Here is a 23805-nt window from a genome sequence, read left to right as displayed (position 1 = left end):
GCCTAACGCGCGCCGAATTGCAGGAAGGGGTTTGTTGCCTTTTCATGGGCCATTGTCGTGGCGGGGCCGTGTCCGGGAAGAATCATCGTCTCGGGATAAATGACGGTCGCCAAGGTCCTCAGCGAGGATTTCATTTCCTCATCATCGCCACCCGGAAGATCGGTGCGGCCCATCGAGCCCGCGAAAATCACGTCACCCCCGAGCATGACGAGGCGCACGCCCGAGTCACTTTGCTCGCCGACGCTGCCGAAGCTCGCGAGCTCGGCGTCTGCGGTTGCTTGGGCAAGGAACACGGTGGAGCCCTCGGTGTGCCCGGGCGCGGGAATACCCCGAATAACGATGCCCGGAGCAATCGGCGCGCCCTCGCCCTGGCAGACCTCGGGGGCCAGCTCGACGAGGTTCGTCGGGGCCGATAGCGGATAGCCGGCTAGGGCTTCAAAGGCGAACTCGGGCGGCAATCCGTAGTTTGGTGCGGTGAAGCGGTAGCGATCGGGCGACGGCACGATGACGGGCTGTTCGCCGGCAACCGCTGCCGCATCCCACATGTGATCCGGATGCGCGTGGGTCAGCAGCACCGCCGCCACGGATGCGTCGTGCTCGGTGAGCCACTGTCCGACGGGTTCGCTGGTCAGAGCACCGGGATCGACGACGACAGCTGATTTAGATTCGGGATCGAAAAGCACGTAACAATTAGCGGCGAGCACGGGGGAAACGAAGCGACGAATGATCACGATTCGATTATATCGAGCCACTCATGAGGAAAGGTGATCTGCAAGACACTAGAGTGGTGATGTACTGTGCGCATCGATTACGCGCGCCCTCGCGAGTCCCCTGCGGTATCGCAACCACGAAAAGGAGTGAGTCCGTTGACCGAAGAGCAGCAGAATCCCGAACAGGTTCCCGCTCACGAAGGTGGCCGGGAGACCGAAGCACCTACCGAGGCTCCTCCAGCCGACGCCACACCTGAGGCCGAGTCGGCCCCGGAGGCTGCGGCCCCCGAGGCGCCGAAAGAAGAAGAAACGCCTTCGCAGGACGCCGCCGAGACAGCCCCCGCGGTGCCGACGCCGGCGCCGCCTGCCGCAGCTCCCGTGCCGAGCCCAACTCCGCCGCCCGCAGCGCCCGTGGTGCCGCCGCCATCGGCCGCTCCCCTGACCGCCCCGACGGGAGTCCCGCAGGTGACCGTCGCTGCACCGAGTCTGGATGCTGACCAGGCCGGAGAATACGGCCGGGTTGATGACGAGGGCAACGTGTGGGTACGAGAGAATGCCGGCGAGCGCTCGGTCGGCCAGTTCCCGGATGCCTCCCCGCAAGAGGCCCTCGCATTCTACGTTCAGCGCTACCTGGATCTCGATGCCGAAGTCCGACTGGCCGAAGCGCGCCTGCCCCACTTGAATGCCCGTGAGGTGGATTCAACGCTGACGTCCCTGAAGGAGCAGGTGGCGGCGCCCGCTGCCGTTGGCGATCTCGATGGGCTTCGCGCCCGCGTCCAGGCACTGGAGTCCGCTGGCGCAGAACGCAAGAAGCAGGCGGCAGCGGAACGCGAAGCGGCAAAGAAGGCCGCGCTCGAGCAGCGCGAAGCGATCGTGGCCCGCGCCGAGAAGATCGCGAATCGCGATCCCCAAAAGACCCAGTGGCGGCAGTCCGGCCAGCAGATCCGTGACCTGCTCGGAGAATGGAAAGAGGCGCAGCGCCGTGGCCCGCGCCTTGACCGGCCTACCGAGGATGCCCTGTGGAAGCGCTTCTCGCACGCCCGCACCACCTTTGACCGTCATCGTCGCCAGTTCTTCTCCGAACTTGATGCCAAGCAAAAGGAGTCCAAGGCTAAGAAGGAAGAGCTCATTGAGCGCGCCACCCAGATGTCCGATTCGACGGATTGGGGACGCACGACGATCGCCTACCGCGATCTGCTTGAAGAGTGGAAGGCTGCGGGACGCACCAATCGCAAGGAAGATGACGAGCTCTGGAAACGTTTCCGCGCGGCCCAGCAGGTCTTCTTCGATGCACGCAACGCCTCCAATGCCCAGGCCGATCAAGAGCAGCAGGAAAACCTCGTGAAGAAGCGCGAGCTGTGTGAACAGGCTGAAGCGCTGCTACCGATCACGGATCCCAAGCGCGCCCGCTCCGCCTTGCGTCCGATCCAGGATGCCTGGGAGCAGATTGGTTTCGTGCCTCGCAACGCGATGAACGAAGTCGAGGGCCGGATGCGCAAGGTCGAGGATGCGATCCGGGAAGCCGAACAGGAGCAGTGGCGCGCTACCGATCCGGAAGTGACGGCTCGCAAGAGCGCACTCGCCACCCAGATCGAAGATGCCCTTGCTACGCTCGATGACAAGATCGCTCGCGCCAAGGAATCCAACGATTCTGCCAAGGTCGCCAAGCTGGAGGAAGAGCGCGCCGCCAAGCAGGCCTGGCTCGACACCATCAGCTAGTTATACCTAGTTTCGGGGCGCTGTGGATATCTTCCACGGCGCCCCGAGGTCGTGTCTACTGACGGTATGCACTCCCCGATCGCCCACCTTCGTCCCACGGGACCAAGCGACGCCGTCATTGATCCGCTCTTGGAAACCGATTCCTGGCAGCTCGGATTTCTCACGACGAATCCGTCACTACTCCCGATCCGCTCGGACCCGGATCTCCGGTCACGCATCGTGAGCCATCGGCTGCAGGGCGACTATGTCATCGCTGGCCGGTCGGCGCTCTTCGTGTGGGGCGCGCGGGTGCCCGACATCCACGAGATCTATCCGCGGGCCAAGGCCCCGCCGCCAGGCACCCGCGTCTTGGACGTGCACCTGCACTATCGAGATTTCGTGCGATTCGGTAGCCGCGTCGTGACCGAACCCTATCGCAGCATCATGGACACGCTCAGCGTCCACGGGTTGACGTACCTGAGTGACATCATCGACCTTCGCTCACGGATTTCTTCATCGAAGCTTGCCCACCGCTGCCGGGCGTCAAAGATCGCCCGCCCCGTGTGGGAGGAAGTCGTGGAAATTTTAGAGATGATGGGCCACTAGCGGCTTTGCCGACGTGCGCCTGGCCGGATGCGGGAGGCTTCATAGACCCCGTCAACACTGCGCAACGCAGACAAAATATGGGTCATATGGGTGGCATCGGCGAGTTCGAAAACGAAGCGCAGTACGGCCAGTCGGTCGCGGTTGACCGAGGTGGAAGCGGAGTGAATGTTGACGTGGTTATCCGACAGGATCTTCGTAATATCGTTCAGCAGTCCCGCACGGTCGATAGCCTCGACCTGGACCTGGACGAGGAAAGAGCCCTGCCGGTGCTCCCCCCAGCTAACTTCGAGAATGCGCTCGGGCTCTCGTTTGAGGTTGGCAACGTTCGCACAATCCACGTTGTGCACGGAAATCCCGGAACCGCGAGTCACGAACCCGATGATGTCGTCACCTGGAACGGGTGTACAACACTTGGAGAGCTTGACCCATGCTTCGCCCTGCTGCATGCCCTCGACTATGACGTTGGGTTCATTCAGGCTCGCGCGGCGTTCCTGCTGGGTGCCGGGCACCGTCGCCTCGGCCAAATCCTCTTCAGCGCCTTCGTCGCCGCCGACGAGCTCGATGACTCGCGTCACGACATTACCGGCTGAGATGTGGCGCTCGCCTACCGCGGCGTACAGGGCCGAAACGTCCTGGTACTTCAGCTCATCGGCAAGGGCCGTCAAGGATTGATGGCTCATGAGGCGCTGGATGGGAAGGTTCTGTTTCCGCATCGCCTTAGCAATGAGGGTCTTGCCTTCTTCAACGGCCTCTTCGCGACGTTCCTTGGAGAACCACGCACGGATCTTGTTACGTGCGCGGGCCGAGCCGACAAAGGTCAACCAGTCGCGGCTGGGTCCGGCATTTTCCGCCTTCGAAGTGAAAATCTCGACTGTATCGCCGTTATCGAGCTGGGTCTCCAAGGGAACGAGCTTGCCGTTAACCCGCGCTCCCACAGTGTGGTGGCCGACTTCGGTGTGAACCGAGTAGGCGAAATCGATCGGGGTCGAGCCGGAGGGCAAGGTGATGACGTCACCGCGCGGGGTGAAAACGTAGACCTCGGTCGAGGCCATTTCATAGCGCAAGGACTCGAGGAACTCGGCAGGGTCCTGCGTTTCTTTTTGCCAGTCCACCAGCTGCCGTAGCCAGCGCATGTCTTGCGGATCCGAGCCGGGGGCATCCGTGTGCGTCGTAGCGTTCGGATTCTGCTTGTACTTCCAGTGGGCAGCGACGCCAAACTCCGCGGCCTTATGCATCTCATAGGTCCGGATCTGCACTTCGATCGGCTTACCACCGGGGCCGAGGAGCGTCGTGTGGAGCGACTGATAGAGGTTGAACTTCGGAACCGAAATATAGTCTTTGAACCGGCCGGGCAGCGGCTTCCAACAGCCATGCAACGCACCAAGAACGCCATAACACTGGGTCACGGTGTCAACGAGCACTCGGATTCCGACTAGATCGTAGATGTCGTTGAAGTCTCGACCTCGCACGATCATCTTTTGGTAAATCGAGTAGTAATGCTTCGGCCGGCCAGTGACCGTTGCCTGAATACCCGCCTTGCCCAGGACATCTTCGATGCGCGATAGGACATTATTGAGGTATTCGGTGCGCGCAGGGGCGCGGTCCGAGACCAGGTGGATGATCTCTTGATAGACCTCGGGGTACAGGGTTTCGAAAGAGAGATCCTCGAGTTCCCACTTGATGGCGTTCATGCCGAGACGATGCGCTAGCTGGGCATAGATCTCAAGGGTCTCGCGAGCCTTGCGTTTCGCGGATTCGGACGGAACATACTTCCACGTGCGGGCATTGTGCAGGCGGTCGCCCAATTTAATGATGAGAACGCGAATGTCTTTCGACATTGCCACGACCATCTTGCGTACGGTTTCTGCCTGCGCAGCATCGCCATAGTTGACCTTGTCGAGTTTGGTCACGCCATCAACGAGCAGTGCAATATCGTCGCCGAACTCCGCGCGCAGGTCGGACAGCCGGTAGGAGGTGTCTTCGACCGTATCGTGCAGCAGCGCGGCCGCGAGCGTTGACGGCGTCATCCCTAATTCGGCGAGAATCTCTGCCACCGCAACAGGGTGGGTGATGTATGGCTCGCCGCTCTTTCTAAACTGACCCTCGTGCGCCCGCTTCGCGACAACGTAGGCACGCTCAATCAGATCGGTGGGTGCCTTGGGGTGGTTCTCATGCAGGGCCTTGACGATCTTCTCGATCGCCGGATCGACCTTATGCTTACGCGTCCCGAGCCAGTGCAGCATCGAGCGCTGCGACGTGTTCCCACTTGGGGTTGTGGACTCGGGTGAACTCATACCCCTAGTCTAAGCCAGCCTGGCTAGTTCTCTGCTCACTCGTATGTGACGACGGAGTCAACTTGATAGCCTTCGAGCTTGGATCGCCCGGACAGGCCCGCAAGCTCGAGAAGCATGCAAAGCGCCTCGACACTGCCTCCGGAATGCTCCACGAGGTCGATCGCAGCCCGTGCCGTGCCACCGGTTGCCAGCACGTCGTCGATGATGAGGACGCGATCCCCATCCTTCACGATCTCCGGATGGACCTCCATGCGGGCCGTACCGTATTCGAGGGCATAGTCCACGCCGAAGACCGCTCCAGGAAGCTTGCCGGCCTTGCGGATCGTAATCATCCCGATTCCGAGTTCGACCGCGAGCGGCGCAGCCAAGATGAAACCGCGGGATTCGAGCCCCGCCACGGAGTCGATTCGACCCCGGTAGTGCTCAGCGAGACCCTTGATGAGTTCCCGGAATGCCGGACCGTCAGCTAAGAGGGGGGTGATGTCTCTAAAGAGCACACCCGGTTCCGGAAAGTCTGCAACTTCGCGGATATGGGTTTTAACGAGGTCCGTCAATTCGACCGGCAGCTGTGGCGAGCTCATCGGCGACCCTTCTTCTTTCGAGGCTGGTGACGCGTTCCCAGGTGCTGTCCCGGCTCGACCACGTCAGTACTAGTGTCCACCTTAGCGGCTGCCGAGGACTTCGGCCGTGACACTGGAACGGTGGCCTCCTCGGGGTCGATCTCACCGCGTTCGATCTGGACTCGACGGGTGTGTTCCTTGATGCGTGCTTCTCCGTTACGGAAGACGACCTCAAGCGGAGTCGCAAGGAAGATCGAGGATAGGGTCGAGATGATCATGCCGATAAACAGCGCGAGCGCAATATCGCGCAAGGTGCCAGCTCCCAGTAGGAACGCACCCACGAAGAGAATCGAGCCCACGGGCAAGATACCCACGATCGACGTGTTGATCGAGCGGACGAGAGTCTGATTGACCGCCAGATTCGCCTGATCCTCGTACGTCACCTGATACTGCTCGAACAGGCCCTCGGTGTTCTCACGCACCTTATCGAACACCACGACAGTGTCGTATAGCGAGTAGCCCAAAATAGTGAGCAACCCGATCACGGATGCCGGCGTCACTTCAAAGCCGACGAGGGCGTACAGGCCAATCGTGACGATGACGTCGTGAATGAGCGCGAGGATCGCGGCCAAGCCCATTCGCCATGCGCGGAAGTAGGCCGCCATCACGATCGTTACCAGCACCATGAAGGTGACGAGGCCTTGGAGGGCCTTCTTCGAGACATCGGCACCCCACGATGGTCCGACGGAGCTAGAGGTCACGTCATTATCGGCCACGCCGTAGGCGGCGGCTAACTCATCTGAGACCGTCCGCAGCATTTCGCCGGAGGTCTTGCCTTCGGGGACCGGAATATTCTCGGTCTGGATACGCACCGTGTCGGTGCCAACGGTGGAAACACGAGGCGGTTCAGACACCCCGTTTTTCGCAAGGACATCGCGCGCCGCATCGCCAGTGTGGACCGATGTCTTGGAAATGGTGAACTCGGTGCCGCCGCGGAACTCGATTCCGGGATTCAGACCCTTGATGCCCACGATCAGCCCGGACAGGACCATCGCCGCAATGGCGATGATAAACCACCACTTGCGTCGCTGGACGATCGGATAGGACCGCTCCCCCGTGTACAGCTCGTTACCGAATGTGGCTAGTGAGATCATTTGCTCTCCTCCTCAGCCGCTTCGCGTTGAGCTCGCCGTTCGGCAGCGCGCCGCTCCGCAATGGTTAGCGTGCTAGATCCCTTCACAGGGGCCGCGACCTTCGCCTTTTTGGGTTTGGGGGCCTCGATACCGCGGCCACGGCCGCGATAGACCGGAGTAGCACCAAGATGCGTCGGATCCAGTCCGGACCACTTGTGGCCGCCACCAAAGAACCGGGTTTTCACCAGCAGTTCAAGCAGCGGGTGCGTAAACCAGAACACGACCAGTAGATCGACAAGCGTCGTCAGGCCCAAGGTGAAGGCGAAGCCGCGGACGCCGCCCACGGCGAGGAAATACAGCACGATGGCCGCCAGGAAGTTCACGGCGTCCGAGGCCAGAATCGTGCGGCGAGCGCGCTTCCAGCCGCGAGAGACCGCAGTCTGGAGATCTGCGCCTTCCCGCACCTCGTCGCGCACACGTTCGAAGTACACGATGAAGGAGTCCGCGGTAATACCGATAGCAACAATCAACCCGGCGACACCAGGCAGCGAGAGTCGATAGCCCTGGGTCCAGCTCAACAACGCGATCGTGCCGTAGGACAGGATCGCGGCCATGAGCAGCGAGGCCATCGTAATGACCGAGAGTCCGCGGTAGGTGAAGATCATGTAGATCATGACGAGGCCGAGGCCGATAACGCCCGCCAAAATACCGCGCTCAAGCTGCTCGGTCCCGAGAGTCGCAGAGATCTGTTCTTCGGACTGCACTTCGAAGTTCAACGGCAGCGAGCCGAAGGACAGCTGCTTGGCCAAGGCGAAGGACTGCTCCTGAGTGAAGCCACCCGTGATGGAGGCCTTACCGTCAAGGATTGCTGACTGCATCCGCGGCGCCGAAATCACGAGCCCATCGAGCACCATCGCGAACTGGTTGCGGGGCGGCGGAAGCGAGACGAGGCGCTGCGAGGTTTCGGCGAACTGCTTGGTGCCCTCGGACTTGAACTCAAGACCAACTTCGTAGTCACCGGTCAAAACCTGACCGTTAGAGTGCGGACGTCCCTGCGCGCTCGAGATCTGGGTGCCTTCGACATCCGTCGGCCCGAGAATGAACTTAGCGCTACCTTCCGGGTCGCACGCAACAATCGGCTTATCGGCCGGGTGAGTTGCGCCGCCGGTGACGTTCGCCGGATCGGTGCAATCCAGTTTCAAGAAGTCATAGAGGACCTTCTCGGTGACCCAGGCCGGGTCCGAGTTATTCGCGGGGTCAGTCGCGGGTTCCTCGGAAAGCTTGCCGTCCTTATCTTGGTCGGCAGCAGCGAGATACGGATCGTCTGCGCCCTCGATGTCCTCACCCTGCGTGCTCTTCAGTTGCTCTTCGGTCACGACACCGGGGTTACCGATTTCCAAGACCGGTCGAAAGCGCATCAAGGCAGATTGCCGGACGAGGTCGAGCGTCTCATCGCTCGGCGTACCTGGAAGTCCGACGACGATGTTTTGCTGGCCCTGCCGGGTGATCTCGGCTTCTGCGACGCCAGAGGCATCCACGCGCTGGCGAATAATGGCGATTGCTTCGTCAATATCCTCGGGCGTGATTTGTGAGCCGTCGGTCGTCTTGGGCGTCAAAATGAGCTGGGTGCCACCTTCAAGGTCCAAGGCGAGCTTGGGCGCCCAACTTGCATCGGAGGTCTTCGTCCCGATTCCCAGCGACGCGAAGATCGCGATAACTAGGATCGCGAGGAGTGCCAGCGGCCGTAGCGGACGTGACGGTTTGATCGGTTCCGGTTTGGAACTTTTGGGCGCAGTATTCACAGGTGTCTTTTCAACGGGACGATTGGGACGACGAAGTCGGCGCGCGCTTATCGCTGCGTCGTGGGGCCCTCTCCGGGCTCATTGTTGTGAGTATCCAACCGCTCGCCGAATTCGGGCTCATAGCCTTCGGTGAGCGCAGGGTTAGTGGGGTCAGCGCTCTCGCCTTCGATTTCGAGTTCCTCTGCAGTGGCGTAGGGCGGAGCCTGCTCCATGGCAATTGCGTGTTTGTGCCAGACCGTCTCATCACCGGCAGGTGATTCGAGGGTGACGGTATCTCCATCGATATCGACGACGGTGCCGTAGAAACCGGACTGGGTTCGCACCTGGTTTCCAATAACGATGGCGCTCTCGCGTTGTTCCATGATCTTTTGGCGCTGCTTCTTGCCAAAGAAGTTCATCAGCAACACCATGCCGATCACAACAACGAGCATCATCAGCAACGGATCCATGTGTCTCTCCACGGTTGGGGCAGGGGTAACCGTACCGATTCTAAGGCAGTGCCGTCACTTCACAAAGACGACGTGATGTGTGTGACCTTATAGTCCCGGGAAAGCTCCGTCGGCAGGTGGAGTCAAACCGAGATGATGGTAGGCCGCTGCCGTCGCCATTCGGCCCCTGGGTGACCGGACGATAAACCCTTCGCGCACAAGGAAGGGCTCGGCCACGGTCTCCACCGTTTCAGCCTCTTCCCCGACGGCCACGGCCAATGTGGTTAGTCCGACCGGGCCACCGCCAAATCTCGTGCACAGTGCGTGCAGGACGGCTCGGTCGAGGCGATCGAGTCCCTTGGCGTCGACTTCAAAGAGCTCAAGCGCTGCTTCGGTGGCCGCGAGATCAAGTGCGCCGGTGCCGTGAACCTGTGCCCAGTCTTGGACGCGACGCAGCAACCGGTTGGCGATCCGAGGAGTTCCGCGCGAGCGCGCCGCAAGCAGAGCGGCAGCCTGCGGATCTAGCGTCGCGTTCAGCAATCCCGCCGAACGGGTGAGAACACGCTCGAGTTCATCATCGGAGTAGAACTCGAGATGGCCCGTCAAACCGAATCGATCACGCAGGGGCGCCGGCAACAGTCCGGCGCGCGTCGTAGCACCGACGACGGTGAATCGCGGCAGGGTGAGCGGAATAGAGGTGGCTCCAGGGCCCTTGCCGACGACGACATCGACCCGAAAGTCCTCCATGGCCAGGTAGAGCATTTCTTCAGCGGCTCGCGCTAAGCGATGGATCTCGTCGATAAACAACACGTCGTGTTCGTTCAGTGAGGAAAGGATCGCCGCGAGATCTCCAGCGTGCTGGACGGCCGGACCCGAGGTAGGCCGCAGCACTCCCCCGGTCTCGGCCGCGATGATCATGGCGAGGGTTGTCTTTCCGAGCCCGGGTGGCCCTGAAAGCAGCACGTGATCGGGCGCCGCCCCGCGCTGTGCAGCGGCGGTGAGCACGAGATCGAGCTGGGCCCGAAGTTTGGGCTGGCCAACGAACTCACCGAGACTTCCTGGGCGAAGCGCGGCCTCTGCGGCACGCTCGAGGTCTCCCGCCTGGGCGTCAACTACCCGTTCTTCTTCGAAGTCCATCACTTCTTACCGCCAAGGTGCTGCAGCGCGGCCCGCAGGATCTGCGCGGTCGTCATGCCCGGTTGGTAGACCGTCTCGACTGCAGCTTCGGCCGCCTTCAGCTGCCAGCCAAGTCCCACGAGTGCATCAGCCACACTCGGATCCGCCTGGCTCACGGGTGACGCGGCAGCAACCTCCTGGCGCGGTGCCCCAAGTTTGTCTTTCAGTTCAAGGACCATGCGGGAGGCCGATTTCTTACCAATCCCGGGGACCTTTTGGAGTGCGTTAATGTCATCGGTAGCGACGGCTTGTCGCAGTTCATCCGGGTTATGGACGGCAAGGACCGCGAGTGCGGTACGGGCACCGACCCCTGTGACCGTCTGCAGGGCACGGAAACAGGTTCGCTCATCATCGTCAGCGAAACCGTACAGCAGCATCGCGTCCTGGCGAACAATAAACTCGGTCACCACTGTGGCCTCGTCCCCGGTACGCAAAGCAGCAAGAGTGGCCGGGGTAGCCTCGATCCGCATCCCAAAGCCGCCGGCGTCGATGACGACGTGGTCGAGCCCAATCGTGCTGACCTGGCCCCGGACGTGATCGATCATGACATCTCCTTACGCGCAGCTTGCGAGTACAGCATAATAGAACGGCTGTACGAAACGATGGTGGACTCGCCGGAATCTTAGGATGGTTTCTTGCCGAGGCGTCCGCGCCCAGAGCGGTAGCCGGTGCGTCGTGCGGCTCGCTCTGCCGCCGCCCATCGTTGTTGGGCGCTGGTTTGCTGGGCGGTATCGGTCGCCACGGCACTGCCTTGACGCCAGACGTGACAGATGGCGAGGGCTAGCGCGTCAGCGGCGTCGGCTGGTTGCGGAAGCTCTGCAAGTCCGAGGATCCGCTTGACCATGTGCTGGATTTGTTCCTTGGGCGCGTCGCCGTATCCGGTGACGGCCGCTTTCACCTCGGATGGGGTGTGCTGGGCGACGGGGACTCCGCGCGATGCGGCGGCAACCATTGCGAGGCCGGCAACCTGAGCCGTGGCCATCACCGTAGAGACGTTGTGCTGGGCGAAGACTCGCTCGACGACGAGCACCTCCGGCCGATAGGTCTCTACCCATCGATTGAGTTGGGTATTGATCTCCGCGAGCCGGAATTCCAGGTCTTTGTTGGGGTGGGTGCGTAGCACGTCGGCTGCGATGAAGCCCGGTTTAGCGCTGCCGATGCTGCCAGGGATCGGGGCGCTAGGACCGGACACGACGGCGATTCCGCAGCGGGTGAGGCCTGGATCGATTCCCATGACACGCATAGCTTCGATCCTAGATCAGTGCAGACAGGCCCTTGACCAACAGCGAAATGCTGCCGGCCGTGGCCACGACGATCGCAAGGGCTCGTGCGCGGTGAGCTGGGATCCGTTTCGCCAACCGGCCACCGATAGCGGCACCTGTTAACACCGCGGCGATGACAACCGGAATGACCCACCAGGGCGGCAGGGTGCTCCCGGGCGGCAAGCCCGGAATGAGCTTGGCGAGAACCGAGACCGAGTTAAGTACCAGAAAAATGGGCTGGAGCGAGGCCGCAAATCGCACGTGGTCCCACCCGGTAATCCGCGAATCCATCACGAGGATGGGGCCGGCCATGCCTACGAGTGCGTTCATGAGACCGCCGGTAAATCCGCTGGCCGCATCGATACTTCGGGCGCGAGCGGGGTGACTACCGAGCCGGAAGCTCGTCAGGGCGAGCCCCGCGAGCAGGAGCACCGCGATCAGCACCTCAAGCCAGGCGGAGGTGACGGCGTGGATCACAGCGACGCCCGCGATAATCCCGATCGTCCCGAGACCGCAGATCATTGCGACTCGGCCCCAGTCGACGTGGGCCCGTAGCGAGATCGTCAGGACCGCCGCGGTCGCGATGGCCGCAGTATTGGTCGTTAATACCCCGATCACGGGCCCCAGGCTCAGCGCCAGGATTGGTCCGGCGACAATCCCGGTGCCCATCCCGGAAATACGTTGGAGGCCGCCTCCGAGGAGGAAGGCGGCCACCACGATCGCTAGGATGAGCGGGCTCAGGACTAGTCCTCGTTCAGTTGCGCCATGACCTCATCGGATGCATCGAAGTTGGCGAAGACGTTTTGCACGTCGTCGCAGTCCTCGAGCGCATCGACGAGCTTCAAGCACTTCTTCGCGCCCTCAAGGTCGACCTCAATTTCCGTTGCCGGCACGAACTGAGCCTCGGCGGAGTCATACTCGATGCCGGCGTCCTGCAGGGCGGTGCGCACGGCTACAACATCGCTTGCTTCGCAGCGGACTTCAAAGACCTCGCCATGATCTTCGACTTCTTCGGCCCCGGCATCCAGCACGGCGGCAAACACATCGTCTTCGGTGACGGACTCCGTCTTCGGAACGACGATGACGCCCTTGCGAGAAAACAGGTAGGACACCGAGCCCGGATCGGCGAGCGTAGCGCCGTTACGGGTGAGCGCGACGCGCACGTCGGAGGCGGCTCGGTTGCGGTTATCCGTGAGGCACTCGATGAGGAAGGCGACGCCTCCCGGTCCATAGCCTTCGTACATGATGGTTTCCCAGTCGGCGCCGCCGGTTTCCTCGCCGGAGCCGCGCTTGACGGCGCGCTCGATGTTGTCGGCCGGGACGGAGTTGCGCTTGGCCTTCTGGATCGCATCAAACAGCGTCGGGTTTCCGGCGGGGTCGCCGCCCCCGGTGCGGGCCGAGACCTCAATGTTCTTGATCAAGCGCGCAAAGAGCTTTCCTCGCTTGGCGTCGAGGGCTGCCTTCTTGTGTTTCGTCGTGGCCCACTTAGAGTGACCGGACATGGGTGTTCTCCATCCTCGAATCGTGTTATCCGCGTGCCATTATCTCATGATTCGCGGCGGAGCTTTGAAGCCACCTGCCGCGCACGCTGGCGTTCGGCCCGCGTGGGCTTAAAGGGCGCTGCGGCATACCTCGCGCGGGTGAGTAGCTCGGCTGCTTCCCGGGCTTCGGCCGCGAGATCGTTGCGCGCGGCCGCAAGCGAATCGGCGAGCTGGGTCTCAGTGCTGCCCTCGGGCACGCCAGAGCCCGATCGGCGCAGCGCGTAGAGCAGGGCGTCGTCGACGTCAGCAATCAGGGCCTGCTCGATGCTGGTGGTGCGCCGCCAGTACAGGAAGCTAGCAGCCGCGATCGAGGCCAGCACTGCCAGCAGGGCGAGGTAGCGCGGCAGTTCGCTCGGCTGCGAAGAACTGACCTTTGTTCGCGGCGCAGCTCCGACATCGCTTGGTTCGGGCTGCGGCGCGCTCGGGCTCGCAGAGGCTGTTGGGGCGCTTGGCTCGGCCTCAGTCGTCGGAGCGAGGGTCGGCCCAACCGAGGGCAACGTGCCGGGGAAGGTCCCGAGTCTGCGCTGCAAGGAACGGTCAACGGCGGGTCCGCCAGGGGTCGGGTCAACGGTGATCCAGGAGCCATCGAGGAAGACCTCGACCCACGCGTGTGCCTGCGCGCTGGTAACGAGGAAGCTCTCGCCGTCGGGGCGGCCTGGTGCGTAACCGACGGCGACGCGGGCGGGGATGCCGAGATCGTTGGCGAACAGGGCGAAGGCGGCGGCGAACTGTTCGCAGTAGCCTTCGCGCGTCTCAAGAAAGTGCTCGAGCGGGTCGGCCCCCGCGGGCGTAGACACGTCAAGCGAGTAGTCAAAAGTGGAGAAGTAGCGCAACAACTCCCCCAGCTGCTCATCGACCTGGGTGCTCTCCCCGACGATGGAGACGGCGAGCTCGCGTCGTTGGTCATCGGGATCCACGCTGAGGTCACTCATTGACTGGGATGACACCGACATTGTCTCGCTCAGGTAATCCTCGATCGTGGGCTGCGAGGTGTAGCCGACGAGATAGGGGTCGATGATGCCAAGTGCGCGCACGGCCGGCGCGTCCTCGGGCGGGATGAAGACCCCGAACTCCGGTCCGGCGATCTGCAGGGGGCGGACGGGCACGGGCAGGAAGCCGGCAATTTCGTCCTCGGGCACGATCTCGAGCTCGTGGCGCGGCTGCTCGCTTGGTTCCGGCGCTCCGCCATTGGCCATAACAACCGAGGGGGCAGCGCCCATGGACCAGCTGCGGCCGTCGAATGCGGTGAGCACCGCAGTTCGCAGGTAGATCTCTTCGGAGGTACGCAAGATCGGGTGGTTTGCTGGGGCAATGGAGTTTTGCACGATGGACACCCGCGGGTCGAGCGAGGTCATCCCGGTGATGCGGTAGAGCGATTGCGCTCCGCCGGTAGCAAAGTGCTGTGCCAGCGGCAGGGAGGTCGGCGTCAAGGGTGCTAGGGCCCCGATGAGGCCCCCGAGGATGATTGCCACCAGTCCGGTTGCGAGCACCGTTGTGGGGCTTTTCATCAGGCGCACGCGAGCGAGATGGAGAGCGGCAATGCTGAGCACCGCCGCTGCGGCGAGGATGACGTTGATGCGCTCGCCTAGTTGCCCGGTAAAGACTTCGGGCAGGGCGAGCAGCACGAGCAGCACGATGATAGAGAACAATCCAGTCCTACTGGCAGGACCGACCCACAGGCCGCGGCGCCGAGAGCGCTCGACCAGATGGATGGTGCTCCTACCGGCCGACAGGTCGGTGTCAAAGGCGATCGCGAGCAAGCTCGTCATGATCGCTAGCAGGGTGCCAAGAATCGCCGATGGCGCATCGCCCGGATACATGCGTTCGAGTTCGTTCGCTCCCCCGCCAAGGAGCCCGGCCGGGCTATCGAGGCCGAACTGACGCAGGTAGAGGCCAATGGGAACGAGCACCTGGAGAGCGGCGATGAGGATCGTCGAATCGCTGGAGCGAATCGAGCGCAGCACGAACCCCAGCCCAACGATGATGCCGGCGGCGATCATCGCCGTTCGAGTCCACGCGCCAGGAGCGAGTTCCGCGACGATCCGAACTGCGAGGACCGATACCACGAAGGCGAGGAGCGCACGCAAGAGTCGGGAGGCGACTGGCGCTAGGCGCCTGCGGCGTTCACTCGCGCGCACCCCCGTCACGTCCATGGGGCTTGCGGCCGGTTGGGAGGAATCCGCGATCGGGATTGCTCGAACCGGGATTCCGCGCAGCTGGCTGGGCGGTGTTCCCGCCCCGGCCCACAGCACGACGCGGGCATCATCGAGGTAGCCGAGCTCGGCGGCGAGGTCGGTATCGGGTTCGATGAGCGCCAGCGTATGGCGCATGTCCCGCTCATCGTCGCCGACGGTGAGCAGTTCGCCACGGGGGCCAACGAGCGCGACCTGGGCGCCGAGGTCGTGGAGGGTTTCCGCTACCCCGACGGCCGTGGCGAGGACATCGGCGAAGGACACCCCCGCGTGCGTGGTGCGGTTGTCGATCGCGATCGCGATGATGGGTTTTGAGACGCGTTCTGCGACCTTGGTCATGAGCGAGCCGGTTTTGGCGCTCGCCTTCCAGTGCATGGATTTGGGACTGTCTCCGGGCAGATAGCCGCGGGCCTGCATCGCGTCCAGGATCGAGGAGGTCTGCTGGCGCTCGGACGTGACGATCTCGGACAGCAAGCGCGCATCGGCGGGAGCTGATCGCGGCAGGACGAGAATGTCCTCATCGCTACGCACCGGGCTCGCGGCTCGCGCGAGGCCAAAGGGCAACAGGGCGAACAGGTCGAAGCGCGGCAGGTGTGCGACACCGTAGCCGAGCGTCGGCAGCTGGAAGCTCCACAGGCGGGACTGCCATGTCGGCACCTGCCCACTCGTGATGGCCGGGTGGTGAGGTCGCGGCGTGATCCTGCGCTCGCGGTACGCGAGGGCGAGGAGGCTCGCAAAGATGATGCCGACCAGGACTCCGGCGGCGAGTGCTCCCGCACGCAGGCTGCAGGTCGTTGCGAGCCAGAGCGCACCAGCGATGAGAGCGATCACGATGATCGCGACAAGGCTTGGGCGCACGCGCCTCATGAGCGCGGTGTCCGAGAGGGCAGGGGCGTGCGGGCCAGGATATTGGTCAGGACGTCACCGACGTTGTCGCCGGCGCGCGCCGCCGCCGGGGTGAGCGTGAGGCGGTGCCGCCACGTCGAGTGTGCTGCCGTCTGAATATCGTCGGGTAACACGTGGGTGCGGCCCGCGGTGATGGCGATGGCTTTGGCCATGACAATGACGTGGATGACGCCGCGGGGAGAAATGCCGAGTCGGAAGACGTCGGTGCGGCGCGTCCCGTCGGCCAGGCGGACGGCGTAGCGGTACAGCGCATCGGCGACGTAAACCTTGCGCACCAGGACCTGGGCGGCGAGCAGGTCTTTGGCGCTCGTCACGGCGGTCACGCTCGCAGCCGCGGTTTCGTCGGGGCGGGCGGCGGTACGAGCCGCGACCATGGCAGCCTCGCCTGCTTCGTCCAGGTAACCGATGGATAAGCGGGCGGTGAAGCGATCGCGCTGAGCTTCGGGCAGCTGGAACGTGCCGTCCATTTCGACCGGGTTGGCGGTCGCGATGACGAAGAAGGGCTGCGGAGTGAGGTAGGTCGTGCCATCGACGCTGACCCGTCGCTCCTCCATCGCTTCCAGCAGCGCCGACTGCGTGCGCGGACCGGAACGGTTGATCTCATCGGCGAGGACCAACTCGTGAAAAATGGGGCCGGCTTCGAACTTCCACGCACCGTCGGCGGGGTTGTAGACCCGCACGCCGGTAATGTCACCGGGCATGAGGTCGGCCGTGAACTGGATGCGGGAGAAACTGAGCTGGCAGGCGCGGGCCAGGCCCGTCGCGAGGAGTGTTTTACCGACGCCGGGAACGTCTTCAATGAGCAGGTGGCCGCCGGTCAGCATGACCTGGAACGCGGATCGGATGACGTCGTCTTTTCCGGTGAGCCCCCGCGAGACGTGTGAGACGACGCGCTCCGTGATCTGGGATACGGCCCGGGCCTCGTTCTCGGTCAGCTCTGTCATCTTTTCGACCTCGTTAGCGAATCGTTGGCGTCGTGCCGTCCCAGCCCTCACGCCAAATGGTGGAGGCAAAATCAGGCAACATGCTTGGATAGACGTTCTGGCCTGATTGTGTCATGTCAGTCAATTCCTGGGGGGTCAGCCACGCAAACTCATCCAAGACGTCCTGTTCTATGACGCTGTGTCGAGTGGTGTCGAGCGTGTCGACGGGGGCGTCGAGCGTATAGGTGTAGAACAGCTCGTGCTGGACGCGAGTGGCGGCCGCGAAGTGGAATTGCTCGCTGCGTTGCGCAATGGGGCCAATCAGCGCTGCCGGATCAAGTTGAATGCCGGTTTCCTCGAACAGCTCCCTGACGGCTGCGGCGCGCGGATCCTCCTCTGGGCTCCGGCCGCCTCCGGGGGTGAACCACCAGCGATGATCTAGGTCGTCGATATCGTGACCGAGGATCATGAGGATGCGTCCGGCGGGGTCGAACAAGAGGACGCGGGCCGCGTCGCGCTCGGGATAACCCGATGGCCCGATGGGCCATTCAGCCGCATAGGCCTGAGCTGGGTTCGCGGGCGGCTCCGGTGCGGAGTATGTCGAGCCCTTTAAATCCGCGTCAAAGGTCGTCGGCATGGGCGCAAAACCCGCAAGGCGCAAGATCCGTACGAGGTGGTCACGCCGGATGCGCACGACCTGAGTTTGCCGGGAGTCATGGAAGGTTCGCGCGAGCTCGGCCTGGTACCACGACAGCAACAGATCATCGAATGCCGGGAGGCGACGCGCAGGCGAGTGATCGGGCAGCGAGGCGAGGATCTGGCGCAAAACCGCGGTCAACTCGGTTTCGACCCGCGCCCGATCGCGATCGACGATTCCGTCGGCCAGCGTGCCATCGGAGGTGAAGATCTCCTGCTTTTCCAAACCATCTGCCACGATCGTTCCGGCCCGGCCGAGCGAGGCGTGAGCCGCGTCGGCGAGCAGCATTGACGAGGCGGGGTCCAGTAGGCCGGAACCGGCCAGTTCCTGGGCTGCGCCCGCACGCGCGACTAGCTGAGCATCTAGAACGTGTCGGCACGAGATGAGCATCTTGTGCAAGCGATCGAGGCCGCGAGCAAGAATGACCGCTCGAACGAGAATGATCAGGAGCGCGATACCGAGGACGGCGATAACGTAGGGCAGCAAGTTCACGTCAAATCGCCGTTCTTCTTCCAAGCTCCGGCGAACAGACCTGCGCTCGATTGCGGAACGCCGGCTGAGACCGCGAAGTCATAGGTGGAGACGATCCGTTTACCAACGCTGTCCCAGTCGTACTGGCCGCGCCATTCACGCACATATTCGTCCCGCGCGGTGCGCTCTTCCGGCTCCCTGCGCAGAACATCGATGATCGTCTCGGCAAGGGAGTGTGGGTCGTTGACGGTAAACAGATCTCCGGCGCGTCCCTGGTCGAGTACGTCACGAAACGCTGTGATGCCCGATGCCACGACACTAGCTCCGGCTCCCATGGCCTCCACGAGGACGATACCGAAGGACTCGCCACCGGTCTGGGAGGCGACGTAGATATCGCTGGAGGCAAACAGTGCCGCCTTGTCGGCTTCGGAGATGCCGCCAAGGAAGGTGACCGCATTGCCATAGGGAGCTAGGGCGGCACGTTCCGTGCTGGCCTCTCCCCTGCCGGCGATGAGGAAGCGGGCATCCGGGTAGTGCTTGAGGACCTCGGGAATGGCTGCGGCCAGGACGGGAAGCCCTTTTCGAGGCTCGTCCAACCTCGCCAGGAAACTGACCACGGGAGCATCGGGATTGCCGGTGATGCGAGTACCCGCCCATTCAGGTTTGGCTGGCACGTCGAAATTCGAGAGTTGGACGCCATTGGGAATGATCGCCGGATTAGCTCCGAGGTGTTCCACAATCGTTCGGCGCGCCTCGGAGGAGACAGCGATCGGAGCCGTGATCTTGTCGAGCATCGGCTGAAAGGGCAGGCGCAGGGTCCACATAGCCCGCGAGTGCGACTGGTTGGAATGGAAGGTCGCGACGATCGGAATCTCAGCTTGCCATAGCGTCAACATGCCAAGTGAAGGCGTAAGCGGCTCATGAATATGGACGACGTCGAGATTCTCGTCCGCGAGCCATTTTTGGGTGCGCTTCGCGGCCTTCGGACCAAAGCACAAGCGCGCTGTTGACCCGTTGTACGGGACCGGGAAAGAACCCCCCGAAGAGACGTAATAGTCGGGAACCTCGGTTCCCTTGTCGATCGGAGCGAAGACGGAGACCTCGTGTCCCTTGCCGCGAAGCCATTCGGCGAGGTCCCGGATATGAAACTGCACGCCGCCGGGAACATCGAAGGCGTAGGGGCACACGATTCCGATTTTCATGCCGCCCCCTCCTGTTTGGCTCGGACGCGAGCGAGATCAAGATCGGCATCAAATACCGGCTGCAGCATGTGCCAATCCAGCGGGTAGCGTTCGAGGTAGTGGCTCATGGCCGCGGTCCACTGGGCGGTCAGGTCCGCGATGCCCTCAGACCCCGACGCTGCAGTTGTGAGTGGGCCGGTGAATTCAAGTTCGATCCCCCACGGTGATCCCGCCGCGCGGCGAGCCTGACCGGTCAGGCGAACGTGCCGAATCCCCACGAAGTACAGCGGAATCTTTGCCGCGAGCGATAGCGCCGCCGGACCTGCGGCGACACGAGCCGGCTGCCCACACAGCGAGGCCGGAAGGCCCGTGTGCGACAGGTCGCGATCCGCAAGCAGACACACGAGGTGATGGTTGGCGCGCGAGTGGCGAAGTAACTGCGGAAATACTCGAGAGCCCCGTTCCAGGGCGATGATCGTCATCCCGGCATCCTCGCGCAACTTGACGAACGCTCGGAAGAGTTCTTCGGGCGACAGGTGCTCGGCAACGGTCAGCACCGGGGCTAGGTGGCGGCTCCCCCACGCGCCGGCAAGGTCCCAGTTGCCGAGGTGTCCCAGCGCCAGCAGCGTCGAGCCATCGGCGATATCGCGCCGGGCTTCCTCACTCATGACGACGCTGACCCGCGCGTCAATCTGTTCCTTGCTGTAGGCGCCCAGCCGCAGGGCTTCGGCGTAGTAACGGAAATAGTTCCGCATCGCGGTCCGGCTCGCTTTTGACACCGTCGCGGGATTAGCCGCGCGTATCCGCAGCAGGTTCTTTTCCAGCTGCTTGACACCGCTACCGCGGATGAGCCAAGCGACATCGGCCGCGAAGGCGCACGCTGCCCTGACGAGGCCGTCGGGCAGGCGCGGCGCATAGGTAAATGCCGCGTTGAGCAGCCGGTCGGTTACAGTCATGGGCGAGCCTGCTGGTACACCGTTGCGAGGCGCTGACCGATGGTGATGGCCGCGGCAACAGCGAGGTAGGTCAGGGCGACGGGCAAGATCCAGGTGGGAAGTCCGCACCCGACAAGCAGGGTGGCCAGCAGCGCGATGAGCAATCGATCGGATCGCTCGGCGATACCGACACTCGCCTGGTAGCCCGAAGCTTCCGCACGGGCGCGGGCATAGGGCACGACGGAGCCGAGGATCGCGGCAGCAATGCCCGCGTACAGTCCCCAGCGGCCGATGCTCCCCGGCACCCCCGCGAGGTAGATCGTGATGGCCGCGAAGATTGCGCCGTCGGTGATGCGGTCGAGAGTGGCATCCAGGAAGGAGCCCCAGGGCGAGTCGCGGCCAATGAGGCGCGCCATCGTCCCATCGAGCGAGTCAGTGAAAACGATGATGCCGACGGTGAGCGAGCCGGCAATGAGATAGCCCGGCGCGATGAGTGCCAACGCCGCGACGGAGGCCGCGATCGTGCCCGTGATCGTGACGGCGTCGGGGCTGACACCGGCCTTGACTAACGCTCGCGCGATGGGGGTGAAAACTGCCTTGATGACACCCCGTCCGTGCTGTCCTAACATTCGTTCCAACCTGTAGCGAGCAGCTCACGTGTGTCGCCGAGGACCTGCGGGAGCGCTTTCGTTTGAGCAATGATCGGGAAGAAGTTGGCATCGCCCTTCCACCGCGGCACGATGTGCTGATGCAGGTGGGCGGCAATTCCGGCGCCGGCAACATCCCCCTGGTTCATTCCGACGTTGCAGCCATCGGGTTTGCTCACCTTGGCAAGCACCCGCATCGCCCGCGCGGCCAGTTCCCCGAATTCGTCTCGCTCCTCAACCGTGAGTTCCGGGTAGGTCGCGACGTGCCGATAGGGGCATACCAGGAGGTGTCCGGGGTTGTAGGGGTAGAGGTTCAAGATGACGTAGCACAGCTCGCCGCGCGCGATGATGAGCGCCTCGTCGTCGCTGCGGTGGGGTGCCGCGCAAAATGGACACTGATCGGTGGAGGCGTCGGCGGGCTTATTCTCGCCCCCGACGTAGGCCATCCGGTGCGGGGTCCACAGCCGCTCGAAAGCGTCCGGGACCCCTGCCGGAAGGTAGGACTCGCTAGTGCTCATCGGGCGCGAAGTTGTCGTCATTGCGGCGGGAGCGAACGGCAGCCACGATTTCCGCTACGGCTTGGTCAACGGGCACAGCGTTGCGCTGCTCGCCTCCCCGGTAACGGAACGAGACGGCTCCGGCGTCGACGTCCTCACCGCCGGCGATCAAGGTGAAGGGGATCTTGTCCTTGGCCGCGTTGCGGATCTTCTTTCCGAACCGGTCATCACTGCGATCGACCTCGACGCGGATGCCTTCGGCGCGCAGCTTCGTTGCGACCTCTTCGAGGTAATCGTCGAAGGCATCGGCGACGGGAACGCAGCGAACCTGCACGGGCGCGAGCCAGGCGGGGAACGCACCGGCATAGTGTTCGAGCAGCACGCCGAAGAATCGCTCGATGGAACCGAACAGCGCGCGGTGAATCATGACCGGGCGCTGCCGGGAGCCATCAGCGGCGGTGTATTCCAGGTCGAAGCGCTCCGGCAGGTTGAAGTCCAGCTGGATCGTCGACATCTGCCAGGTGCGACCGATCGCGTCCTTTGCCTGAACGGAGATCTTCGGCCCGTAGAAGGCCGCGCCGCCCGGGTCGGGCACGAGATCCAGGCCGGAGGCCACGGCCACCTCTTCCAGGGTGCGCGTTGCCTCCTCCCAGATCTCGTCATCACCGACGAACTTCTCCGGGTTCTTGGTCGAGAGCTCCAGGTAGAAGTCATTCAGACCGTAGTCCTTGAGCAACTCGAGGACGAAGGTCAAGAGCTTCGTCAGCTCATCCTTCATCTGATCCCGAGTGCAGTAGATGTGGGCATCGTCTTGCGTGAAGCCACGGGCTCGGGTCAGGCCGTGAATGACACCGGACTTTTCGAGTCGGTAGACCGTGCCGAATTCGAAGAGCCTGATCGGCAGCTCGCGGTAGGAGCGACCGCGCGAGGAGAAGATCAGGTTATGCATCGGGCAGTTCATGGGCTTCAGGTAGTAGTCCTGGCCCTGCTTGGTGATCTCCCCGGTTTCGGGATCCCGCTCCTCATCAATATGGATCGGCGGATACATGCCATCGGCGTACCACTGGAGGTGCCCCGAGGTCTGGAAGAGCTTTTCCTTGGTGATGTGGGGGCTATAGACAAAGTCGTAGCCCTCTTCGATGTGGCGCTTGCGCGAGTATTCCTCCATCTCCATGCGGACGATGCCGCCCTTGGGATGGAAGGTAGCGAGCCCCGATCCGATCTCGTCGGGGAAGGAGAACAGGTCGAGTTCTGCTCCGAGTTTGCGGTGGTCTCGGCGCTCGGCCTCTGCTAGGCGATCGAGGTGGGCGCGCAGATCGTCCTTGCTCGCCCAGGCCGTGCCATAGATGCGCTGCAATTGCGGGTTCTTTTCGCTGCCGCGCCAGTATGCTGCAGCCGAACGCTGCAAGGCGAAGCCGTTGCCTATGAGGCGAGTGGAGGGCAGGTGGGGACCGCGGCACAGGTCCTTCCAGGCGACCTCTCCCCCGCGTCGGACGTTGTCATACATCGTGAGTTGGCCGCCGCCGACCTCGACCGAAGCACCTTCGGCAGCGGCCTCGGCATCGGAGCCTTTCAGGCCGATGAGTTCGAGCTTGTAGGGCTGATCGGCGAGTTCTTCGCGTGCTTCCTCATCGCTCACGTCTCGTCGAGCAAAGGTCTGGCCTTCCTTGACGATGCGGCCCATGCGCTTTTCGATCGCTTTGAGATCTTCCGGCGTGAAGGGCTCGACGTTACCGAAGTCGTAGTAGAAGCCGTCCGTGATCGGCGGACCGATGCCAAGATCCACGTCGGGGTGGATGTCCTGGACAGCTTGCGCGAGCACGTGCGCGGCGGAGTGACGGAGGATCGCGAGGCCCTCATCACTCGTGATGGTGATGCCGGTGACCGCAGCGCCATCGGGAATCGTGCGGAAGAGGTCTTGCGCCTCACCGTTGACGTGCATCGCGATGATGCTGCGGTCCTTTTCGAACACGGTCGTTCCGGTGGTTCCCTCGGGCAGCGAAGCGTCGTGGCCGTCAATGGTTACCTGGATGTCAGACACCGGTCCTCCTCGTGAAGCGAATGCATGTCGTGCCCTGTGGCACGCTCCCGAGTCTAGCGACGCTCGCGGGCTTTCCCTACTTTGGGACAAATGTTGCGCTCGTGG

The 23805-nt window shown here is 63.1% G+C and carries 21 protein-coding genes; 2 read left to right on the top strand and 19 right to left on the bottom strand.

The genetic code is table 11. From position 1 onward, the window contains the following. Positions 1 to 2: 2 nt before the first annotated feature. Positions 3 to 731: an MBL fold metallo-hydrolase gene (locus BLU67_RS02210; protein ID WP_176780661.1), complete on the bottom strand. Its 729-nt coding sequence runs from the start codon at positions 729 to 731 to the stop codon at positions 3 to 5. 126 nt (positions 732 to 857) lie between these two features. Between BLU67_RS02210 and BLU67_RS02205 the strand changes: the two genes are divergently transcribed. Together BLU67_RS02205 and BLU67_RS02200 are read left to right on the top strand one after the other, a co-directional pair. Beyond that, positions 858 to 2429 (top strand): DUF349 domain-containing protein, encoded by a 1572-nt coding sequence (locus tag BLU67_RS02205; RefSeq protein WP_410002414.1) that lies wholly within the window; start codon positions 858 to 860, stop codon positions 2427 to 2429. Between the two features lie 66 nt (positions 2430 to 2495). After that, complete coding sequence (locus tag BLU67_RS02200; RefSeq protein ID WP_092561549.1) at positions 2496 to 3014, top strand: hypothetical protein; 519 nt, start codon at positions 2496 to 2498, stop codon at positions 3012 to 3014. Here the strand turns inward: BLU67_RS02200 and BLU67_RS02195 are convergent. The 18 genes from BLU67_RS02195 to thrS form a co-directional block, all read right to left on the bottom strand. Continuing rightward, positions 3011 to 5308, bottom strand: a complete 2298-nt coding sequence (locus BLU67_RS02195) for a RelA/SpoT family protein (RefSeq protein WP_092561547.1) — start codon at positions 5306 to 5308, stop codon at positions 3011 to 3013. The genes BLU67_RS02200 and BLU67_RS02195 overlap by 4 nt on opposite strands. A gap of 35 nt (positions 5309 to 5343) precedes the next feature. Beyond that, complete coding sequence (locus BLU67_RS02190; RefSeq protein ID WP_092561545.1) at positions 5344 to 5889, bottom strand: adenine phosphoribosyltransferase; 546 nt, start codon at positions 5887 to 5889, stop codon at positions 5344 to 5346. Next, a complete protein-coding gene (gene secF / locus BLU67_RS02185; protein ID WP_092561543.1) occupies positions 5886 to 7022 on the bottom strand; it encodes a protein translocase subunit SecF in 1137 nt (378 codons plus the stop codon). Before secF ends, BLU67_RS02190 begins: the two co-directional genes overlap by 4 nt. After that, on the bottom strand, positions 7019 to 8803 hold the full coding sequence (gene secD, locus BLU67_RS02180; protein ID WP_261976997.1) for a protein translocase subunit SecD: 1785 nt from the start codon (positions 8801 to 8803) through the stop codon (positions 7019 to 7021). The genes secF and secD overlap by 4 nt, the downstream gene beginning before the upstream one ends. Positions 8804 to 8850: 47 nt before the next feature. Then, the gene (yajC, locus tag BLU67_RS02175) at positions 8851 to 9252 is read right to left on the bottom strand and encodes a preprotein translocase subunit YajC (RefSeq protein WP_261976996.1); all 402 of its coding nucleotides are present in this window, start codon (positions 9250 to 9252) and stop codon (positions 8851 to 8853) included. 87 nt (positions 9253 to 9339) lie between these two features. Further along, entirely contained in the window at positions 9340 to 10368 is a 1029-nt protein-coding gene (gene ruvB / locus BLU67_RS02170; protein WP_092561541.1) for a Holliday junction branch migration DNA helicase RuvB, read from the bottom strand. Then, on the bottom strand, positions 10368 to 10952 hold the full coding sequence (ruvA, locus tag BLU67_RS02165; protein ID WP_092561539.1) for a Holliday junction branch migration protein RuvA: 585 nt from the start codon (positions 10950 to 10952) through the stop codon (positions 10368 to 10370). Before ruvA ends, ruvB begins: the two co-directional genes overlap by 1 nt. Before the next feature lie 77 nt (positions 10953 to 11029). Continuing rightward, complete coding sequence (ruvC, locus tag BLU67_RS02160; RefSeq protein ID WP_092561537.1) at positions 11030 to 11650, bottom strand: crossover junction endodeoxyribonuclease RuvC; 621 nt, start codon at positions 11648 to 11650, stop codon at positions 11030 to 11032. A gap of 10 nt (positions 11651 to 11660) precedes the next feature. Further along, positions 11661 to 12386, bottom strand: a complete 726-nt coding sequence (locus BLU67_RS02155) for a sulfite exporter TauE/SafE family protein (RefSeq protein WP_092561535.1) — start codon at positions 12384 to 12386, stop codon at positions 11661 to 11663. Positions 12387 to 12412: 26 nt separating this feature from the next. Further along, positions 12413 to 13171 (bottom strand): YebC/PmpR family DNA-binding transcriptional regulator, encoded by a 759-nt coding sequence (locus BLU67_RS02150; RefSeq protein WP_092561533.1) that lies wholly within the window; start codon positions 13169 to 13171, stop codon positions 12413 to 12415. A 44-nt stretch (positions 13172 to 13215) separates the two neighbouring features. Continuing rightward, positions 13216 to 16269 carry a transglutaminaseTgpA domain-containing protein gene (locus BLU67_RS02145; protein ID WP_092561531.1) on the bottom strand — a complete coding sequence of 1018 codons (3054 nt, stop codon included), beginning with the start codon at positions 16267 to 16269 and terminating at the stop codon, positions 13216 to 13218. Next, positions 16266 to 17252 carry an AAA family ATPase gene (locus BLU67_RS02140; protein WP_092561529.1) on the bottom strand — a complete coding sequence of 329 codons (987 nt, stop codon included), beginning with the start codon at positions 17250 to 17252 and terminating at the stop codon, positions 16266 to 16268. The genes BLU67_RS02145 and BLU67_RS02140 overlap by 4 nt, the downstream gene beginning before the upstream one ends. A 13-nt stretch (positions 17253 to 17265) precedes the next feature. After that, positions 17266 to 18420: an NUDIX hydrolase gene (locus BLU67_RS02135; RefSeq protein ID WP_092561527.1), complete on the bottom strand. Its 1155-nt coding sequence runs from the start codon at positions 18418 to 18420 to the stop codon at positions 17266 to 17268. Beyond that, positions 18417 to 19601 carry a glycosyltransferase family 4 protein gene (locus tag BLU67_RS02130; protein WP_092561525.1) on the bottom strand — a complete coding sequence of 395 codons (1185 nt, stop codon included), beginning with the start codon at positions 19599 to 19601 and terminating at the stop codon, positions 18417 to 18419. The genes BLU67_RS02135 and BLU67_RS02130 overlap by 4 nt, the downstream gene beginning before the upstream one ends. Beyond that, positions 19598 to 20536, bottom strand: coding sequence for a phosphatidylinositol mannoside acyltransferase (locus tag BLU67_RS02125; RefSeq protein ID WP_092561523.1), 939 nt, complete (start codon positions 20534 to 20536; stop codon positions 19598 to 19600). Before BLU67_RS02125 ends, BLU67_RS02130 begins: the two co-directional genes overlap by 4 nt. Next, the gene (gene pgsA / locus BLU67_RS02120; RefSeq protein ID WP_092561521.1) at positions 20533 to 21144 is read right to left on the bottom strand and encodes a phosphatidylinositol phosphate synthase; all 612 of its coding nucleotides are present in this window, start codon (positions 21142 to 21144) and stop codon (positions 20533 to 20535) included. Before pgsA ends, BLU67_RS02125 begins: the two co-directional genes overlap by 4 nt. Continuing rightward, positions 21138 to 21680, bottom strand: a complete 543-nt coding sequence (locus BLU67_RS02115; RefSeq protein WP_092561519.1) for an HIT family protein — start codon at positions 21678 to 21680, stop codon at positions 21138 to 21140. Before BLU67_RS02115 ends, pgsA begins: the two co-directional genes overlap by 7 nt. Continuing rightward, positions 21670 to 23700: a threonine--tRNA ligase gene (thrS, locus tag BLU67_RS02110; RefSeq protein ID WP_176780660.1), complete on the bottom strand. Its 2031-nt coding sequence runs from the start codon at positions 23698 to 23700 to the stop codon at positions 21670 to 21672. The genes BLU67_RS02115 and thrS overlap by 11 nt, the downstream gene beginning before the upstream one ends. Between the last annotated feature and the right edge of the window lie 105 nt (positions 23701 to 23805).

Origin of the sequence: Bowdeniella nasicola, from assembly GCF_900107735.1 — a bacterium.
GTDB lineage: Bacteria > Actinomycetota > Actinomycetes > Actinomycetales > Actinomycetaceae > Bowdeniella > Bowdeniella massiliensis.
This window is presented reverse-complemented; position numbering and strand designations above follow the sequence as displayed.

Coding starts and splice junctions, on each gene's coding strand:
- ruvC (WP_092561537.1), bottom strand. CDS start 11,650: ATGCGTGTCATGGGAATCGATCCAGGCCTCACCCGCTGCGGAATCGCC.
- BLU67_RS02150 (WP_092561533.1), bottom strand. CDS start 13,171: ATGTCCGGTCACTCTAAGTGGGCCACGACGAAACACAAGAAGGCAGCC.
- BLU67_RS02130 (WP_092561525.1), bottom strand. CDS start 19,601: ATGAAAATCGGAATCGTGTGCCCCTACGCCTTCGATGTTCCCGGCGGC.
- BLU67_RS02195 (WP_092561547.1), bottom strand. CDS start 5,308: ATGAGTTCACCCGAGTCCACAACCCCAAGTGGGAACACGTCGCAGCGC.
- BLU67_RS02190 (WP_092561545.1), bottom strand. CDS start 5,889: ATGAGCTCGCCACAGCTGCCGGTCGAATTGACGGACCTCGTTAAAACC.
- BLU67_RS02125 (WP_092561523.1), bottom strand. CDS start 20,536: ATGACTGTAACCGACCGGCTGCTCAACGCGGCATTTACCTATGCGCCG.
- BLU67_RS02115 (WP_092561519.1), bottom strand. CDS start 21,680: ATGAGCACTAGCGAGTCCTACCTTCCGGCAGGGGTCCCGGACGCTTTC.
- pgsA (WP_092561521.1), bottom strand. CDS start 21,144: ATGTTAGGACAGCACGGACGGGGTGTCATCAAGGCAGTTTTCACCCCC.
- BLU67_RS02145 (WP_092561531.1), bottom strand. CDS start 16,269: ATGAGGCGCGTGCGCCCAAGCCTTGTCGCGATCATCGTGATCGCTCTC.
- ruvA (WP_092561539.1), bottom strand. CDS start 10,952: ATGATCGATCACGTCCGGGGCCAGGTCAGCACGATTGGGCTCGACCAC.
- BLU67_RS02200 (WP_092561549.1), top strand. CDS start 2,496: ATGCACTCCCCGATCGCCCACCTTCGTCCCACGGGACCAAGCGACGCC.
- BLU67_RS02140 (WP_092561529.1), bottom strand. CDS start 17,252: ATGACAGAGCTGACCGAGAACGAGGCCCGGGCCGTATCCCAGATCACG.
- secF (WP_092561543.1), bottom strand. CDS start 7,022: ATGATCTCACTAGCCACATTCGGTAACGAGCTGTACACGGGGGAGCGG.
- ruvB (WP_092561541.1), bottom strand. CDS start 10,368: ATGGACTTCGAAGAAGAACGGGTAGTTGACGCCCAGGCGGGAGACCTC.
- yajC (WP_261976996.1), bottom strand. CDS start 9,252: ATGGATCCGTTGCTGATGATGCTCGTTGTTGTGATCGGCATGGTGTTG.